The organism is Methanocaldococcus fervens AG86 (assembly GCF_000023985.1).
Taxonomy (GTDB): domain Archaea; phylum AGJL01; class Methanococci; order Methanococcales; family Methanocaldococcaceae; genus Methanocaldococcus; species Methanocaldococcus fervens.
The window spans coordinates 316,164-331,982 of record NC_013156.1; the positions used below are offsets into that span (position 1 = coordinate 316,164).

Annotated in this window: 21 protein-coding genes and 2 pseudogenes; 16 read left to right on the plus strand and 7 right to left on the minus strand. The window is 33.7% G+C overall.

The genetic code is table 11. From position 1 onward, the window contains the following. Window positions 1–15: 15 nt before the first annotated feature. The 14 genes from MEFER_RS01605 to MEFER_RS01670 all read left to right on the plus strand — a co-directional run bounded on the left by MEFER_RS01605 (window position 16) and on the right by MEFER_RS01670 (window position 8,616). A complete protein-coding gene (locus MEFER_RS01605; RefSeq protein ID WP_015790899.1) occupies window positions 16–276 on the plus strand; it encodes an EhaE family protein in 261 nt (86 codons plus the stop codon). Window positions 277–288: 12 nt separating this feature from the next. Further along, the gene (locus tag MEFER_RS01610) at window positions 289–750 is read left to right on the plus strand and encodes an EhaF family protein (RefSeq protein WP_015790900.1); all 462 of its coding nucleotides are present in this window, start codon (window positions 289–291) and stop codon (window positions 748–750) included. 9 nt (window positions 751–759) lie between these two features. After that, the gene (locus MEFER_RS01615) at window positions 760–1,452 is read left to right on the plus strand and encodes an EhaG family protein (protein ID WP_015790901.1); all 693 of its coding nucleotides are present in this window, start codon (window positions 760–762) and stop codon (window positions 1,450–1,452) included. Beyond that, window positions 1,445–2,101: a membrane protein gene (locus MEFER_RS01620; protein ID WP_015790902.1), complete on the plus strand. Its 657-nt coding sequence runs from the start codon at window positions 1,445–1,447 to the stop codon at window positions 2,099–2,101. Before MEFER_RS01615 ends, MEFER_RS01620 begins: the two co-directional genes overlap by 8 nt. A gap of 10 nt (window positions 2,102–2,111) precedes the next feature. Beyond that, entirely contained in the window at window positions 2,112–2,312 is a 201-nt protein-coding gene (locus tag MEFER_RS01625; protein WP_015790903.1) for a hypothetical protein, read from the plus strand. Window positions 2,313–2,405: 93 nt separating this feature from the next. Beyond that, complete coding sequence (locus MEFER_RS01630) at window positions 2,406–3,284, plus strand: respiratory chain complex I subunit 1 family protein (protein WP_015790904.1); 879 nt, start codon at window positions 2,406–2,408, stop codon at window positions 3,282–3,284. A 1-nt stretch (window position 3,285) separates the two neighbouring features. Next, window positions 3,286–3,531, plus strand: a complete 246-nt coding sequence (locus MEFER_RS01635) for a hypothetical protein (RefSeq protein ID WP_015790905.1) — start codon at window positions 3,286–3,288, stop codon at window positions 3,529–3,531. 11 nt (window positions 3,532–3,542) lie between these two features. Further along, complete coding sequence (locus tag MEFER_RS01640; protein ID WP_015790906.1) at window positions 3,543–3,830, plus strand: DUF2104 domain-containing protein; 288 nt, start codon at window positions 3,543–3,545, stop codon at window positions 3,828–3,830. Between the two features lie 2 nt (window positions 3,831–3,832). Then, window positions 3,833–4,246 carry a DUF1959 family protein gene (locus MEFER_RS01645; protein WP_015790907.1) on the plus strand — a complete coding sequence of 138 codons (414 nt, stop codon included), beginning with the start codon at window positions 3,833–3,835 and terminating at the stop codon, window positions 4,244–4,246. A gap of 2 nt (window positions 4,247–4,248) precedes the next feature. Beyond that, entirely contained in the window at window positions 4,249–4,695 is a 447-nt protein-coding gene (locus MEFER_RS01650; RefSeq protein ID WP_015790908.1) for an NADH-quinone oxidoreductase subunit B family protein, read from the plus strand. Between the two features lie 4 nt (window positions 4,696–4,699). Then, window positions 4,700–5,833, plus strand: a complete 1,134-nt coding sequence (locus MEFER_RS01655) for a hydrogenase large subunit (RefSeq protein ID WP_015790909.1) — start codon at window positions 4,700–4,702, stop codon at window positions 5,831–5,833. Window positions 5,834–5,890: 57 nt separating this feature from the next. After that, complete coding sequence (locus tag MEFER_RS01660; protein ID WP_015790910.1) at window positions 5,891–7,108, plus strand: 4Fe-4S binding protein; 1,218 nt, start codon at window positions 5,891–5,893, stop codon at window positions 7,106–7,108. After that, complete coding sequence (locus tag MEFER_RS01665; protein ID WP_015790911.1) at window positions 7,086–7,577, plus strand: 4Fe-4S binding protein; 492 nt, start codon at window positions 7,086–7,088, stop codon at window positions 7,575–7,577. Before MEFER_RS01660 ends, MEFER_RS01665 begins: the two co-directional genes overlap by 23 nt. Window positions 7,578–7,866: 289 nt before the next feature. After that, on the plus strand, window positions 7,867–8,616 hold the full coding sequence (locus MEFER_RS01670; protein ID WP_048056272.1) for a 4Fe-4S binding protein: 750 nt from the start codon (window positions 7,867–7,869) through the stop codon (window positions 8,614–8,616). 4 nt (window positions 8,617–8,620) lie between these two features. Here the strand turns inward: MEFER_RS01670 and MEFER_RS01675 are convergent. From MEFER_RS01675 to MEFER_RS01700, 6 genes and pseudogenes are all read right to left on the minus strand, one after another. Then, window positions 8,621–9,218, minus strand: a pseudogene (locus MEFER_RS01675) (ABC transporter permease). Between the two features lie 86 nt (window positions 9,219–9,304). Continuing rightward, window positions 9,305–9,766 (minus strand): hypothetical protein, encoded by a 462-nt coding sequence (locus MEFER_RS01680; RefSeq protein WP_048056273.1) that lies wholly within the window; start codon window positions 9,764–9,766, stop codon window positions 9,305–9,307. Window positions 9,767–9,904: 138 nt separating this feature from the next. Next, window positions 9,905–10,546: pseudogene (locus MEFER_RS01685) on the minus strand (cobaltochelatase subunit CobN). Further along, window positions 10,539–10,886, minus strand: a complete 348-nt coding sequence (locus MEFER_RS01690; protein WP_015790915.1) for a hypothetical protein — start codon at window positions 10,884–10,886, stop codon at window positions 10,539–10,541. The pseudogene MEFER_RS01685 and the gene MEFER_RS01690 overlap by 8 nt, the downstream one beginning before the upstream one ends. 4 nt (window positions 10,887–10,890) lie before the next feature. Continuing rightward, on the minus strand, window positions 10,891–11,892 hold the full coding sequence (locus tag MEFER_RS01695) for a methyltransferase (protein ID WP_015790916.1): 1,002 nt from the start codon (window positions 11,890–11,892) through the stop codon (window positions 10,891–10,893). A 249-nt stretch (window positions 11,893–12,141) separates the two neighbouring features. Then, window positions 12,142–13,332: a preprotein translocase subunit SecD gene (locus tag MEFER_RS01700; protein ID WP_015790917.1), complete on the minus strand. Its 1,191-nt coding sequence runs from the start codon at window positions 13,330–13,332 to the stop codon at window positions 12,142–12,144. Between the two features lie 79 nt (window positions 13,333–13,411). Here MEFER_RS01700 and MEFER_RS01705 point away from each other — a divergent pair, with 79 nt between their 5' ends. After that, window positions 13,412–13,699: a SemiSWEET transporter gene (locus MEFER_RS01705; protein WP_015790918.1), complete on the plus strand. Its 288-nt coding sequence runs from the start codon at window positions 13,412–13,414 to the stop codon at window positions 13,697–13,699. Between the two features lie 25 nt (window positions 13,700–13,724). Beyond that, the gene (locus MEFER_RS01710; RefSeq protein WP_015790919.1) at window positions 13,725–14,483 is read left to right on the plus strand and encodes a bifunctional fructose-bisphosphatase/inositol-phosphate phosphatase; all 759 of its coding nucleotides are present in this window, start codon (window positions 13,725–13,727) and stop codon (window positions 14,481–14,483) included. Window position 14,484: 1 nt separating this feature from the next. Here the strand turns inward: MEFER_RS01710 and pyk are convergent, their stop codons facing one another. Beyond that, window positions 14,485–15,816 carry a pyruvate kinase gene (gene pyk / locus MEFER_RS01715; RefSeq protein ID WP_015790920.1) on the minus strand — a complete coding sequence of 444 codons (1,332 nt, stop codon included), beginning with the start codon at window positions 15,814–15,816 and terminating at the stop codon, window positions 14,485–14,487. Between the last annotated feature and the right edge of the window lie 3 nt (window positions 15,817–15,819).

Genomic DNA, 15,819 nt, shown 5'->3' on the forward strand with positions numbered 1-15,819 from the left:
AAATGGTGAATATCTATGGAGTTTGTTGAATATATCCTCTATATTGGATATGCATTGTTAATTATTGGGACTATTGGGGCTGTTATTGGGCCAAGGGTTGATAATCCTTTGATTAGAATGCTGAACGTTGAAGTACCAACAGTAGGAGTTTCTTTAATATTCTTAGCTTATGATGAAGCTTTAGCTTTGATGACATTTATTGCAGTTAATGCAGTTTTGAGCTTAATTTTAATTAGGGCGGTTATATTGGATGTAGAGTATAAAGAAAATGAGTGATAGGGGGAAAGAATGAAAAAAATTGGTAAAATATGGAACTATCTATCAAAACCAGAGATTGTTCCAAGGATATTCTCTTTATTCTTAGCTTTAGTCTTTATATTTGGGTTACTAACTCCCCACAACCTAAATCCAGATCAACTTTATCCTAAACCTCTTCCCCACTCCCAAACTCTAAAAACTCCTTTAGCTCCATATGATAGGGGAGGAGTTCCTTTAAAAGAGCCGGCAGTGTTGAAAGCTCAATATCCACAAAATTCTCCAAATCTTGGGAAAATAACAGCTTATTTAACGCCAATAGCTGAGTGGATTAAAGATAAAACCTACTACTTTGGAACTACCATAGTTTCCACACCTGGAGGAATACTGGACGAAATTCTATACTATACAAGAGGTATGGATACAGTCCTTGAAAGCTCCATCCTGCTTATATCCTTTATAATATTCAGCTGGATGTTCTTTAATAAGGATTAGGTGAGAAACATGGATATAAGTTATTTCTACAATCCAACAATAATCGTTGGATTTGCCATTGGTATTTTGTCATTATTGGCAATTAGCTCCCAAAAAGATGACTTGCATGCTTTAATATTGACTGATGTCATTGAATGTGCTATGCTCATAATTATAGCTGGTGTTGGAACAGATTTAGCTGAAGCTTTGATTCTTCCTGGATTGGTTGTTAGTTTGGCTGAGCTTTTAGCAGTTTCAGAGGTTTTAATAACAAGAAAATATCTAAAATCCAAAACACCTAAACCAAAAAGTTACAAATTGTTTGAAGAATTTAAACTTCCATTACACACTGGAGAATTGAGATATAATATCCAAATGGAGGTTTTAAAAACTTCACCTAAGTTTTTGTCAATAGTTTTAGTTGTTTACGGAGCTATATTAAGTGGATTCACAGGAGGGGCGGTTATAGCCACTGGATTGTTGTTTTATGCATTATCTCAGAGAGTTGCTGGCCTGAAGATTTCAGAGGAGCTAAAGACCTTATGGGAAGGGATGTCAGGATTGTCAGGAATTGCATGGGCTTTATGGGTTCTTGGCTTTTTAGGTTTCTTCTTATTCCCAGAAAAATGGCTTCTCTGCTTATTAATGTCAGGTTTAGGTTTAGTTATAAAAGTTGGCTCAAAATTAGGACTTATTGGATACATAGGTGAGGTAAATGATTGAAACAATATCTGGGTTTCCTATTGGGATTGTTCCTCTTGGAGATATCGTATTTAGCTTTTCAGAATTTTCGGTTATTGGATTTATCACTGCTGTAGTATTCACAACCATAGTTTATTTAACGAATCCAGAAAAACAATTAGAAGCTCAAAAATTTAAAGTTGAAGATAAATTGGAAGTTGTTACTTTAAATGAGCTAAAAATTAGGAGAATGATGGCTATAGTTTGTGGAATAGCTACTGCTGGAGCTATGCTAACTTACGATTTGTTTGACTATGCTTTATTCTTAAGCTTGGTTGGGATTGCAAATATTGGTATTGTTTCTGCTGTAAAGAGAGAATGGGTTTTGAATGCCGCTTATCAATATGGGCTTATAGCAATAATCTCAACCCTCCCATTGTTTGGCTCTGCGGGGATGGTGTTGGCTAAAACAGGAACGTTATCATTATTTGAGCTGTCAAAAATACAAACATCTTTATTGTTTGAAAAAATTATATTTGCTGCTGGAATGGCTGGGGAAACTGGAATAGCTCCTTTCTATGCAGCTAAAGCAGAGATGTTTAGAGCTCCTGGCTCGCCATACATATTGATGATACACCTCTCCTCTTTACTGTTAATAGTTAGGACTGTTGAGATCCTATTAACTATTTAATGGTGAAAACATGGATGAAGAGAGAAAATTTGGACTTTATTCCTTAATTCTTGGTTTGCTGTGTGTTGCGGGAATTGTTATGCTTAAGGGGCTTATATGCTATATATTGTATGTTATTGCAGTTCCATCTTTATTGTATGGGATTGGAGCATTTGTAATTCCAAAAACAAGAAGAAAAGATGCAGGAAAATTACCATTTAGAGGTTATTAAGGGAAAGTTTTACTAAAACTTTTATCAAAACATAACACCTCCTCGCTACGCTCGGAGGTGTAAATTCATTAAATAAAAATCTGGGTGAGGATTATGGAAACTTCACTTATTGGGACTATAAACCTAACAATTCATGCATTTCTTGTTGGCTCTTTACTGCTTGGGTTGCATAGGAAGATAATGGCAAGAATTCAAGGAAGACCAGGACCACCAATCATTCAATATCTTATCCACACCTTAAAATTCTATGTAAAGGAAATAACATTTCCAGTAACTGCCGGAAATCCCCTCTATATATTTGTAGCTTTATTAGACGTGGTTATATGGCTATCTGCATTAATTATAGCTATTGATTTCCAATCATCTTTACTAATCATCATAGGAATCTACGTATTGCAGAAGATTGTTGAACACGGTTGTGGGCTATCTTCTGGATCACCTTATGGAAAGCTTGGTGGGGTTAGAAGTGTCTTCTCAGCAGCTGCAGAAGTTCCATTATTTGCCGTTGTTGCAGCAATATATCTAACAACGCACTCTGTTCTAATTTCAGATATATTGAGCTATCAAGAGATGAATGGTAGCTTGTTATTTAAAATGCCAATTTGTGCATTCGCTTTCTTTATATTGCTTGTTTCAAAAACTCCATACAGTCCATTTGGGATAGTTAAGGGTAAAGATATCGTTAGTGGATATATGACAGAGCATTATGGTTTGTTAGGCTCTATTATCTACATTGCAGAGGCATTGGCATACTTTGTATTACTCTGGCTGTTTATAGCAGTATTTATCGGCCCTTCAGTAATAAACGACCCAATATTGACATTGGTTGTTATGGTTATAATGACAATAATTTTAGCATTTGTTAGTGGATTAACTCCTCTACTAGCTCCTCACCATTCAGTTATGCTCCAAATGACAATTGCAGGGCTTGTATTGTGTGATGTACTATACAGACTACTAACAGGGGGATAGAATGAAAAACTACATCTATTTATTCACAATCGCTTGCATTGTAGCTGTAATTTATTGTATACTAATAACTTTAACGCAACTTAACGTTGTTTCAGCAGTTTTAATATTTGGATTGATTTTAATATTGTCAATCTCAACGATAAGTGAAAAGATAGCTCATAAAATGGAAACTCTTGAAGTTTTATTTATGCTATTAGTTTTGGTTTTCTTTGCCTATGCGTTATATAAGCTATACATTCCTGTGTAGATGGTGAAATTATGGGATTATTTGAGTTAAATTTGGCGATAATCTTGTTTATCATTGGGAATTTTATTGGCTTGGAATACAGCTATAGAAAATACTCCTCTCCCTATGTAGAAAAGAAGATTGATAAAATTGCCTTAGCTTTGGCAATACTTGGCGGGATTTTGATTAATTCTCCTTTATACATGCTTGGATGCTTATTGATTGGATTTCCTTTAGGAATGAGACCAGGATATGGGAGAGTTGAGTTTGCAGTTGGTTTAATTGTGGCTTTATTACTTTATCTTGTATTAAGGTGGTGATTATGACAGAAATCGTTGATATTGACAAAAAATATATCGAAAATTCCCTAAAACAAAAAATGAACGTTCTTAAAGACAATAGATTTCTAATGGATGAAGTATTTATCCCAATATCTAAGGCATTAAAATTGGATGTTGATGAAGTGATTGAAATATTCGCCAAAAAATTAGATTTTGCCTCTTGCTATGAGCTACATGCCTATGCAGAACAGGCGAGAATGGGTTGTTTAGGGAGAAAGGTGGATATTGACTTGGGCTTATGTTGGCTTAGTGATTTCTTTGGATTGATTAAAAAGGAAGAGGCTGATTTAATTAGAAAGAAAGTTGTTGAGAGTCATTTATTGTATAAAAAGCCATATAAGGAAGCTTTAGAGGAAGGTAGGCAGATGATTCTTAAGTTATTAAAGGAGGAATAGCCATGATGAAGGAACTAATTAGAAAAAGGTCAATACATGTGTGTGTTGTCAATACTGGGGGATGCAATGGATGCGATATTGAAATTGTCTCCTGCTTAGCTCCAAGGTACGATATTGAGCAGTACGGGATTTATGTCCATAACAATCCAAGAGAGGCAGATGTTCTATTGGTTACAGGCCCTGTAACTTTACAATGGGCGGAGAGATTAAAGGAGATTTATGAAAAAACACCTGAACCAAAAGTGGTTGTTGCTGTTGGAGCCTGTGCTTTGAGTGGAGGAATTTTTAAAGAAGGGCATGTTGTTGGAGGGGTTGATAAAGTTATCCCAGTAGATGCAAAAATCCCTGGTTGCCCTCCAAGACCTTCTGAGATTATTGAAGCAGTATTAAAAGTTGCACCAAAAGCAATAGCAATGAGAGAAAAGAAATTAAAAAATAAGGATGAGTGAAAGTATGGCAACAGTTCCAATAGGTCCTATACATCCAGTATTAAAAGAACCGTTAAGAATTAAACTTGTTTTAGATGGAGAGAAGCCAGTTGATGCTGAAATTGAAATGGGTTATGTGCATAGAGGTATAGAGAGAATTATGGAAGGAAAACACTGCCATAAAGGAATTTATTTATCTGAAAGAGTTTGTGGAATCTGCTCTTACGTTCATACGATGACATTTGCCGAATGTATTGAGAATATATCAAAGATAGAGATTCCAGATAAGGCAAAATATTTAAGAGTTGTTACTTGTGAGTTGGAGAGAATACATAGTCATTTAATTGCTTCTGCAGTTTATAACTTGGCTATTGAACATGAAACACTTGCCATGTGGCTTTTAAATGCAAGGGAAATAATTATGGATTTAATGGAAATGATTACTGGAAATAGAGTTAATATGGGCTACAACGTGATCGGTGGGGTTAGGAGAGATATAAATAGAGAGATGATGGATGAAATCTACAAAAAACTTGATATCTTTGAAGAGGAAATAAAAAATATTATTGAAGTTTTTGAAACAGGTCCATTAATAGCCTTAAGAAGTAAAGGAATCGCTGTATTGCCATATCATAAAATTATGAGGACAAGGGCTGTTGGACCAGTTTGTAGAGGTTCTGGATTGCCAGAGAGCGATTGGAGGCTAAGGCATCCAACGTATCAAGAATTGAAGTTTAAACCAGTATGGAGGGAAGAAGGGGATAACTTTGCAAGAATGATGGTTAGGCATGAAGAGATTTTTGAGAGCATTAGGTTGATTAGAGAAGCGTTAGAGCATTATGAGGAATGCTCAGGAGATGTTAGAGTTAGAGCGGAGATTAAAGGAGGAAAAGGGGAGTGGAGGAATGAAGCTCCAAGGGGAGAGGTAACATACAAAATGGAAATTACCGATGGGGGAATAATAAAGAGAATAATGATTAGAACACCTACAGTTATGAACTTGGAAGCTTACAAATACATGCTAAAGACCTGTCCGACAGTAGCTGATGCCCTCTCCGCCTATACAAGTATCGACCCATGTGTTTCATGCACAGAAAGAAGTATCGTTGCCATAAAAGATGGAAAAGAAATTCCATTGAACTTTGGAGTGATGCTCTGATGTATTAAGGGGCTCTTAGTATGTTATAACGTCTTTGATAATTATCAGGTGGTTATTATGGCATCTTCGTTATGGTATCTTTATGAATTTGCAAGGAAAAAGTGGATTAAAAAATTTGTTGATGCAAAATCTGAGGAAAGTTCCTATATACCACCGGAGAGGTATAGAAAAGTTCCTCCAGTTGTCGAATTTCCTGAGAGGTGTATATCTTGTGAAGCTTGTAAAGAGAGTTGCCCAGCTTTTGCAATTGAACTAATTTATAATGAAAGTTATAACAAAAAACTTCCTAAAATTGACGAAGGTTCATGTATTGCATGTGCTAACTGTGTTGAAGCTTGCCCTACTGGTGTTTTGGAGATAGATAAGCATAGGGCTGAGACAGAGGGGTTGTTTTTTGATATACCTAAATACACCAATTTAATAATAGATGAGGAAGTGTGTGTTAGATGCGGCAATTGTGAAAGAGCCTGTCCAGTTAATGTAATTAAGCGTAAAGAAGGGAGGTATGTAATAGATAGAGCTTCATGTATTTCATGTAAGGAATGTATAAAAGCATGTCCAATTGAAAACGCTATAGTTGTTTTTGATGAGAGAACTTTAAAAGAAAAAATAGAAAAAGCCTTTGAAATTAAAAATAAAATAATTATTGGTAAATTAGAGGTTAAAGAAAATGTTATTGAAGAGATTCCACATATAGTCGATAGTCTATGCATAACTTGTGGGACTTGTAAGGATGTATGTATAGGAGAGATTGATTTGAAAGAGAAAAAGGTTGTTGAATGCGTGAAATGTGGTTTATGCATTGAAGTTTGTCCAACTACTGCCATAAGAACACATGTTCCAATTATCCCAAAAAGAAAAGACATTTGCTATGTTATTGATGAAGACCTATGTATTGGTTGTAGAATCTGCCAGAAAGTCTGCCATGTCAATGCAGTTAAGATAAGCAAAGAAATAAAATTGCCATACATTGTTCCTGAATTATGTGTTGCCTGTGGAGCGTGCGAAAGAGAATGTCCTGTTGGTGCTATAAGGGCAGTTAAACCAGAAGAGGCTAAAGAAGCTGTTAAGAGAAGAATAATAGAAGATAAGATAATTGAGAATATTGAAGAAGATTTAATATCCTTTACTGAAAAATATGGAAAGGTTATGGAAGAGATTGAAAAATTATCCCTCAAAAAGATGAAAGAAGAGTTAAAGAGGAAAGTTCATGAAGAAAGGAGAAGAATAAAGGAAATGAAGAGGGAGCTTTATGATAAAAAAGATAATCGCTAAACATTTTAATTTAGAAGATAGAGGCATTGAAATACTCCCTAAATTCAACATCATTTTAAATAAAAGAGAAATCATTGTTAAGGAGGATAAATGCATCAATTGTGGAAGATGTATTGAAGTCTGCCCAGTTAATGCAATAAACTATGATAAGAGTGGATTATTCATAAATATAGAGAAGGAAAAATGTGTTTTTTGTGGAAAGTGTAAAATGGTTTGCCCAACGGATGCCGTTGTAATAATAAGGTTGAGATGCGAAATTAACGAAGATACAAAGATTGTTGAAGTGAATAAATATGAATTTATTGAGTACATGAGTGAAAAATGTGCCTCTTGTTTAGTTTGCTTAAGGAACTGCCCATTTAATGCTATCGAGGAATATGGGGAGAAGATTAGAATTGACATAAATAAATGTGAACTCTGTGGAAGATGTGAGGAAATATGCCCTTTAAATGCTATAATCTTGCGATGAAGCCTTTAGCAACAACCTTTTAGTAAAAGGTTGCTCGAACAACCTTTTAAGAAAAGGTTGATCAAAACTTATGGGTATACCAATAGGGCGTGAGTCCTATGGTGCATTGATCAAAACGGATGCATTAAGGAAGGGCTTTTCAGCCCTTCATAATGTCTCTTAGTTAAAGTGGAGTTGCCAAAGGCAACTCCGCTCTGGGTATAGCAATAGGGCGAAGCCCTATGCATGTATTGCCTCGCTACGCTCGGCAAGGTCTCTTAATTAAAAAAGTTTTATCAGTTTCTTTAAGGTGATTGTGTTGATTGAGATAAAAAAGCCATTAAATGAAATATTGGCAAAGATAGATGGTGATAAAGAGTGTATTAGCAGAGTAGCTCAAAAGATAACTCCTATAACCTATAAATTAATATATGTTAATGAAACCAAATGTGTTAGATGCAATCTCTGTTATAAAGAATGTCCAGTAGATGCTATTGAAAAGGCAAAAATCAAAAAACCAGCAAAAATAATTCATGATAAATGTGTTAAATGTGAAATTTGTGCCCAAACATGCCCAGTTGGAGCTATATACGTTATAGAAGGGAAGGCAGAGATTAATAACGATGAAGTTAATTATGAAATAAAAAATAAAGTAATCCCTCATAGAAAAATTAGGTTAAAAAATTATGAGCTTGATGAGAGTAAATGTATTAAGTGTGGAATTTGTGCAAGATACTGCCCAACAGATGCTATAAAAGTAGTTATAAGAAAGAGCATTGATGTTAATTTAGATTCATGCATGGGTTGTGGAGCTTGTGCTGAAGTCTGCCCAAAAAAATGTATAAGGGTTGAAAGCGACATAGGAGAAGTTATAAAAACAAGAGATATTGAAGTTAATAAAGATTTGTGTGTTGGATGCTTTGTTTGTATTGAAGAATGTCCTATTAACGCTATTGAGCAAGAGGGGGACAAAGTTAAGATTAATAAAGATAAATGCATATTGTGCGGAAGATGTGCAGATGTCTGTCCTGCCAATGCCATAGATATGTGGGAGAAGTAAATTACTATTCCGGAATCTTATATAATCTTTTTTCCATGAATGAGAAGCTTAAATCAATTAATACAGCCAATATAATTGCAGGTATTGAGCCAGCTAACACCTTTTCTATGTTAAAACTCGCAAGACCTTCAAATACAAGTGTTCCCAATCCGCCGGAACCAATTATTGCTGTGAGAATTGCTATTGAATTAGCCAATACTGCTGCAAATTTAATGCCTGCAAACATTGCAGGATAGGCGTGTGGAAACCTTACATACCCTATTATCTCCCACTCTGTAAGTCCTATACCTTTTGCAGCATCAATTATGGAATTATCAACCTCGCTAAGCCCAACATATGTGTTTTTAACTATTGGCAACAACGCCCTAAGTAATATTGCAAATATAGCAGGTGTAAATCCAATTCCTAAAAGTGGGACAACAAGGGCGACAACAGCAAAACTTGGAATTGCCTGAACAAGGTTTGCAAACCCTATTATTGTTAACGCTAACTTTTCACTCTTCAATGATATTACTGCCAAAAGCTATTCCAACCACTATGCTAATAAACAAAGATGCATAGGTTAAGATAACATGCTCCCAAATGCAGATAATATGGCTTATTACTCTAAAAAAGGATTAATGTAGCTATTAAATATTGCACGAGTGTTATCCTGAGCATGTAGATATTGTCCCAATAAAATAAAATCTTAAAATAAAAATTTTTGATATAGTGTATCAATGAAATTGATTTCATAACCGGTTGGAGTAGTTGAAGAAAACATGGAAATTATTAATAACACTGCCCCCAATGTCACCAATGCGTAGATATTTGAAACAATATCTGCAACGATAACTACGCATTCGTTAGTTCTTAACAGCCAGCCAAGCATGTAAAAATAAATATACATGCCTAAACCACTACCTAAAAATATTGCTGCAATAAGTATTGAACTCTTTCCTATAAAAAGTCCTAACAATCCTAAAACCATAACAAGCCCGTAGGAGACTGCCAATGATATGATACCTGAGACAATAATTGCCACAAATATCCACAAATAAGATGCTTCAACTTCAAGATCTTCAAGTGTAGTTTTAAAAAGAAATACCTTAACAGATATTGGAATTATCATTAAAAATATGGTAAAAAAATATTCGCCGAGATTCAGCATTGTTTCACCGATATTCTGACATAATTAAATTAATACATAAATAGAAAGATAAAGATTATATAGTATATAATGTAAAAACAATGATATAAAATAGTATTGTTGATAAAAATTAATAGCACATAAATAAAAACAAAAATCTTATAATTCAACATTTTCTTCAATTAGTCCTTCTAATTCTAAATACTTCTTCTTCAATTCTTCCAAAATATTCTCATCCACTTTCCAATATCCTCTTTTATTGGCCTCAATTAACTTCTCAACAATCTCTTTTGTTGCATAAACATTTAGGTTTTTCATTCTTTCAAACAGCTTTTCATCAAGAACAAACCTCTCAGCAACCTTATCCTACACCCAATTATCAACAGCCCCTGTTGTAGCTGATAATCCTAAGAGATACTCAACCCTATCAGCAACTTTCTGAACACCTAAGAACCCATGTTTAAGCATTTCTTCAATCCATTTTGGATTTAATGTTCTTGTTACTGTTCCCCTTTCAATGCTATCTTTAACTGACTCTACCTTAACAACCTCTTTTGTAGAATCTACTATGAGCATTTCTGGCTTCTCTCCTTTTAAAATCTCAACAGATTTAGCTAAACCACCAAAAAATTCATAATAGTGGTCTAAATCTGTTATCTCATAGTCGTGTGAGCATCTAACTTGAGATATAACTTCAACTTTTCCAAGCAATTTTTCAAACAGTTCCTTAGTCTCTTTAGTTGAAGTTGCAAAGTATCCAACATTCCTCCTTAAAATCTCTTTCATTTCTTCATCAATCATTTTTAAACCTCCTTAAAATTGATTTCAATTCATCTAAGCTTTTATATTCTGGATTAACTGAGATGAGGATAGCTTCTGCTTCATCTTCACATTCCAATCCAACTTCAAAGTTTGCTGGAATATAGGCAAAATCATTGGCGTTTAATTCAAGGTTGTTCAACTTAACTCTACCTTTTATTAAATACATCATCCCATCCCTTGGATGGGAGTGAGGTTCAACCTTTAAACCAGAAGGAATTTTTAAATGAATGATTGCAATTTTTTCTGAAACAAATAACGGTTTCATTATACCTTCTGGAGTATTAAATTCCTCCATTTCATCAAATCTTACTACTTTCATAAAATCACCTTACTTTAGCAACTATGATTTTTGAAGGGCTGTGAGTATCTGAAATATCAACAATATCGACAACTTCAAATCCACAAGATTCGAGAATATCGCAGAATTCAGGTGTAGAATAAACTCTATCAACTTTGTCAAGTATTGAAAACATTAAATCAAAGAACACTGCTGTGGAATCTTCTTTTAAGTCATCGATATACCAATGCTTTGTTATTAAGATGCCATCATCGCTAAGGGATGCATGGACTTTTTTCAGTATTTTTGTTAATTCCTCATGAGGTCTGTAAAGAACATCCGATGCAAAAATTATATCATATCCAGAACCAATTTCGTCTTTTGTAAAGTCTCCAGGTATTAAATTAACCTTATCTCCAACGAATTTCTTAGTAGTTTCAAGCACATGGGGTAAATCAAACACATAAGCGTCAAGTTCTGGATTTATTTCTTTAAAAGCCAAGGCATACAATCCATGCCCTCCACCTAAATCAAGAAGCTTCTTTGCTCTTTTAAATTCAGGCAACTCTTTAACAACTTCAACGGTCTTTGGTAGATCTCCTCTTACAGCCCCCTCAGCCATTGCAAGTATAAAGCTTTCGTTAAATACGGAATTATTACCTTGGAAACCTAAAGGTCCGTTCTTTAAAGCTTCTAAAAGTTTACTCCATCTCTCTTCTCTTGTCTTTTTGTAAAGTTTTATTAAATTTCCCTGATAAAATGGAGAATCGCTTAGAAGAAATACCTTTGATGCTTTAGTTAGGGAATATTTTCCATTAATTTCTTTTAGAAATCCTGAAGCTACTAAAGCGTTACAAACCTTTTTAGTTAACCTTTCATCAAGATTTAGTTCTTTAGCTACTTCTTCAGCTGATTTAGGTTTTTTAAAATGATCAAAGAGATTTAGTTCGACGGCAGTTGCAAGAACAGAGAATTTTTCAACTGATTGGGCTAACTCAGAGATTATATTTGGATCAGCCGGAGGCAATTCAATAACTTTTTTTGGCATATTTATCCCTCCCAAACAGAATTTAGTTTTAAAGATTAAAATATAAAAATACGTATTTTTCACAATATTATAATACTTATTATCCACATTATCTTCAATTACCTCATTAATTACTACATTTTCATTTCATTTTATTACCAAATATATAAACTTATCTCTAATAAAAATAATTTGAATTTATAAAAACATTTCTTGATATATTGTTAAAATTAAAAATAAGAAAAGAAAAAAAGAAAAATAAAAAAAGTTTTAGAATTTTTTAAACATATCCTCAACGATTCTTGCAAACGCAGGTCTTGTTATAAATATACCTATTAAAACTCCTGCTATCGTTGTTATTGCAAATCCTTTCAACATTCCAACACCGAGTACAAATAAAGGCAACATGGCAGCTATAGAAGTGGCAGCTGAGGCAAATATTATAAAGAAAGCCCTCTTGATACTTGCCCTTATTTTTCCAGCCCCTCTCTTTAAAGCTTCATCAGTTATCACAATTTGGTTATCCACCCCTGTCCCTACAGCTGCAATAATACCAGCTATTGAAGGTAAATCTAACTTCCAATCTATTAAAGATGCAAAGCCCAGTATAATAACAATTTCTGAAAGGCAGGTTATTAAAATTGGAATTGCTATTTTTGGTTGCTTATACCTTATACTAACAATTACTCCAACAGCTATAAACGCCAGCAATAAGGCAGTGGCAGTTCCTTTTAAAAATTCTTTACCAAACTCTGAGGAAACTGCGTAGGTGTATTCAATTTCCAATTTCACAGGCAAAGCTCCTGATTTTAGGGCTGAGTATATAGCCATGGCTTCATCAATTTCCTCTTTTGTTGGAGGATAATTACCAACGGTGATAACTTGCTTTGGATGAGGTTTTCCGTCTGCCAACTCTGGAGATAGTACGGGAGCTGATATCAATTCTCCATCCATGTAGAGCTCAACTTTATGGTATGCCTTACCTTCAGCGACTTCTGCAAATTTTTTAGCTCCTTCCAATGTTAATTCAAAAGGAACTCCATAGGCCCAACTATCCCCCTGTGGAATCTTTGTTGGTGGCTCAACAATTTTTACATCTTTTCCAGTATATGCCGTTATGTTATCAATCTTTGCCTCAAAAACTCCTTGATGCTCTAAAACTTTAATTATTCTCTCAGTGTCTGAACTATTAGGAACCATTACAATTATTTCATCGTTACCTCTTGGATAAACCGTTACGTCACTTAAACCATTTACATTTAACCTTTTTTCGATAATCTCCACTGTTAATTGCATTTCTTCATTATTCATTGGTCTCTCTGCTTTTAAAACAATAACCGTTCCTCCACTCAAATCAATTCCATAGTCAATACCTTTAAATGCTATTAGAAATAGTGATACCACAAGAAATATAATTAAGGTCAGTATCTTTTTATCTTTTAACAACTTTGAGATATTCATCTATCCCACCTACGGCTATAATAAGAGTTATAGATTCTTAACTTCTTTTAAATTAAATTTAAATTTAATGGTGGTTGGCATGGGTATAACGATTATTGGCTACATTGCGGGAACTTTAACAACTTTTGCCTCTCTTCCTCAACTGTTAAAGTCTTTGAAAGAGAGAAACATGGAAAATATATCATTAGCCTTTGTTGTAACTTTTACAACTGGATTAACACTCTGGCTAATATATGGAATATTAAGGAATGATTACCCAATAATAGTATTTAACATTTTGTCTTTAATGTTTTGGATTCCAATAACATATTTAAAGATAAAAGATGTATTGGAAAATAAAGGTAGCAAATCAGAATTAATAACTTAGTTAAAAATTTAATTATGATGATAATATGATGTGGGATGAAATTGGAAAAAAGATAGCAAAAGAGATTGAAAAAGAAATTATGTCATATTATGGAAGAAAAGATAAATCATATATTGTTGGAAAGTCTCCAAGTGGGGATAAAACAGAAATTTTTGATAAGATAAGTGAAGATATAGCTTTAAAATATTTAAAACCGTTGAATGTTAATGTTGTAAGTGAGGAGTTGGGAATTATAAATAATGAAAGCGAATGGACTGTAGTTATAGACCCTATTGATGGTTCTTTCAATTTTATAAATGGAATTCCATTTTTTGCCTTTTGTTTTGGAGTATTTAAAAATAACAAACCATATTACGGCTTAACCTATGAATTTTTAACTAAGAGTTTTTATGAGGCATATAAAGGAAAAGGAGCTTATTTAAACGGAAAAAAGATTAAGGTTAAGGATTTCAATCCAGAAGATATAACCATAAGTTATTATCCAAACAAAAAAATGGACTTGGAAAAATTGAGGAATAAAATTAAAAGAGTTAGAATATTTGGAGCTTTTGGTTTGGAGATGTGTTATGTAGCTAAGGGAAGTTTAGATGCTATTTTCGATGTAAGACCTAAGGTTAGGGCTGTTGATATTGCCTCTTCCTATATAATTTGTAAAGAGGCGGGAGCTTTAATAACAGATAAGGATGGAAATGAGCTGAAATTTGAATTAAATGCAACAGATAGAATAAATGTTATTGTAGCAAACAGTAAAGAGATGTTAGACATAATTTTAGAGCTTTTATAATTTAAATGCTTTCAACTTTTATGGTGTTTGTTTTCTTTTGACCTATTGGATGACCCAATGTTATTAAATAAACTCCACTTTCTATCTCTTTTTTAGCTATCTCCCTACATCTGATAATTATTTCCTCCACATCATCAAACTCTTCCATTAAATACCCTTCAACCCCCCAAACTAATCTTAATTTTCTTAAAGTTTTTATATTCGGCGTTGGAGCTATTATTTTATTTTTCATTCTTAATTTAGATATTAACTTGGCAGTTCTTCCAGAATATGTGGGAGTTATAATTAATTTAGTATCTAATTTCTTATACAGCTCATAAACAGCATAAACTAAGCCCTCATCAATATCCTTAACCTCCAAACAAACCCTGTCTCCAAACTCCTCATAATGCTTATCGGCAATCTCTGCAACTTTATTTAAAACTTTTATTGCCTCTATTGGATACTTCCCAATAGTTGTTTCGTTAGAAAGCATTAAGCAATCTGTTCCATCGTATATGGCGTTAGCTATGTCTGTGACCTCTGCTCTTGTAGGAAATGGATTATTTATCATAGATTCCAACATTTGCGTGGCTGTTATTGACAAAATTCCATATTTGTTTGCTATTCTCAATATATTTTTCTGCTCAATTGGTATATTCTCTATAGGAAGCTCTACACCCAAATCTCCCCTCGCCACCATTATTCCATTACTTTCTTTAGCAATTCCTTTTATGTTTTTTAAAGCTTCCTTTGTCTCTATCTTTGATATTACTTCACAATCTCCCTTGTAATCTGATATTATATCCTTTAATTCCTTAACATCCTCTTTATCCCTAACAAATGATAAAGCTATAAATTCAAAATCCTTTTCTGCGGCAAATTTTATATTTTTTAAATCAACTTCGTCAATTATTGGCAGTTCTATCCTTGTATCTGGTAGATTGACCCCCATTCCTTCTTTAATCTCTCCCCCAACCTCTACAACGGCAACAATCTTATCACTTTTTTCTACAACTCTCAGCTTAATCTTTCCATCGTTAATTAAAATAAAATGCCCCTCCTCAATTGTATCTATATCATGGTTAAGCTTTATATCCTCCTCAATAACAACCTTTTCTCCAGCTTTCAATATTTTATTTTTTAATTTAACCTCTTTAACTCTAATTTTTATCCCTTTCAAATCCATAACTTTGGCGATGTTATTTTTTTCTAATATGGGTAGAAATCTTTCACAGTAATCCGTTGTTGCGTGAGACATGTTAAATCTAATCCCATCGATTAAATTAATCGCTTTATCCAATTTATTTTCTAAAGAAGGACCTAAGGTAACTAAAATTTTAGTTTTTCTCATTGT

What these genes read in the sequence shown, in the direction of transcription:
- MEFER_RS01665 (WP_015790911.1), top strand. Translation starts at nt 7,086, where the DNA reads ATGATAAAAAAGATAATCGCTAAACATTTTAATTTAGAAGATAGAGGC.
- MEFER_RS01605 (WP_015790899.1), top strand. Translation starts at nt 16, where the DNA reads ATGGAGTTTGTTGAATATATCCTCTATATTGGATATGCATTGTTAATT.
- MEFER_RS01690 (WP_015790915.1), bottom strand. Translation starts at nt 10,886, where the DNA reads ATGAAAGTAGTAAGATTTGATGAAATGGAGGAATTTAATACTCCAGAA.
- MEFER_RS01710 (WP_015790919.1), top strand. Translation starts at nt 13,725, where the DNA reads ATGATGTGGGATGAAATTGGAAAAAAGATAGCAAAAGAGATTGAAAAA.
- MEFER_RS01615 (WP_015790901.1), top strand. Translation starts at nt 760, where the DNA reads ATGGATATAAGTTATTTCTACAATCCAACAATAATCGTTGGATTTGCC.
- MEFER_RS01705 (WP_015790918.1), top strand. Translation starts at nt 13,412, where the DNA reads ATGGGTATAACGATTATTGGCTACATTGCGGGAACTTTAACAACTTTT.
- MEFER_RS01655 (WP_015790909.1), top strand. Translation starts at nt 4,700, where the DNA reads ATGGCAACAGTTCCAATAGGTCCTATACATCCAGTATTAAAAGAACCG.
- MEFER_RS01625 (WP_015790903.1), top strand. Translation starts at nt 2,112, where the DNA reads ATGGATGAAGAGAGAAAATTTGGACTTTATTCCTTAATTCTTGGTTTG.
- MEFER_RS01645 (WP_015790907.1), top strand. Translation starts at nt 3,833, where the DNA reads ATGACAGAAATCGTTGATATTGACAAAAAATATATCGAAAATTCCCTA.
- MEFER_RS01660 (WP_015790910.1), top strand. Translation starts at nt 5,891, where the DNA reads ATGGCATCTTCGTTATGGTATCTTTATGAATTTGCAAGGAAAAAGTGG.
- MEFER_RS01620 (WP_015790902.1), top strand. Translation starts at nt 1,445, where the DNA reads ATGATTGAAACAATATCTGGGTTTCCTATTGGGATTGTTCCTCTTGGA.
- MEFER_RS01695 (WP_015790916.1), bottom strand. Translation starts at nt 11,892, where the DNA reads ATGCCAAAAAAAGTTATTGAATTGCCTCCGGCTGATCCAAATATAATC.
- MEFER_RS01680 (WP_048056273.1), bottom strand. Translation starts at nt 9,766, where the DNA reads ATGCTGAATCTCGGCGAATATTTTTTTACCATATTTTTAATGATAATT.
- MEFER_RS01700 (WP_015790917.1), bottom strand. Translation starts at nt 13,332, where the DNA reads ATGAATATCTCAAAGTTGTTAAAAGATAAAAAGATACTGACCTTAATT.
- pyk (WP_015790920.1), bottom strand. Translation starts at nt 15,816, where the DNA reads ATGAGAAAAACTAAAATTTTAGTTACCTTAGGTCCTTCTTTAGAAAAT.
- MEFER_RS01610 (WP_015790900.1), top strand. Translation starts at nt 289, where the DNA reads ATGAAAAAAATTGGTAAAATATGGAACTATCTATCAAAACCAGAGATT.
- MEFER_RS01650 (WP_015790908.1), top strand. Translation starts at nt 4,249, where the DNA reads ATGATGAAGGAACTAATTAGAAAAAGGTCAATACATGTGTGTGTTGTC.
- MEFER_RS01640 (WP_015790906.1), top strand. Translation starts at nt 3,543, where the DNA reads ATGGGATTATTTGAGTTAAATTTGGCGATAATCTTGTTTATCATTGGG.
- MEFER_RS01630 (WP_015790904.1), top strand. Translation starts at nt 2,406, where the DNA reads ATGGAAACTTCACTTATTGGGACTATAAACCTAACAATTCATGCATTT.
- MEFER_RS01635 (WP_015790905.1), top strand. Translation starts at nt 3,286, where the DNA reads ATGAAAAACTACATCTATTTATTCACAATCGCTTGCATTGTAGCTGTA.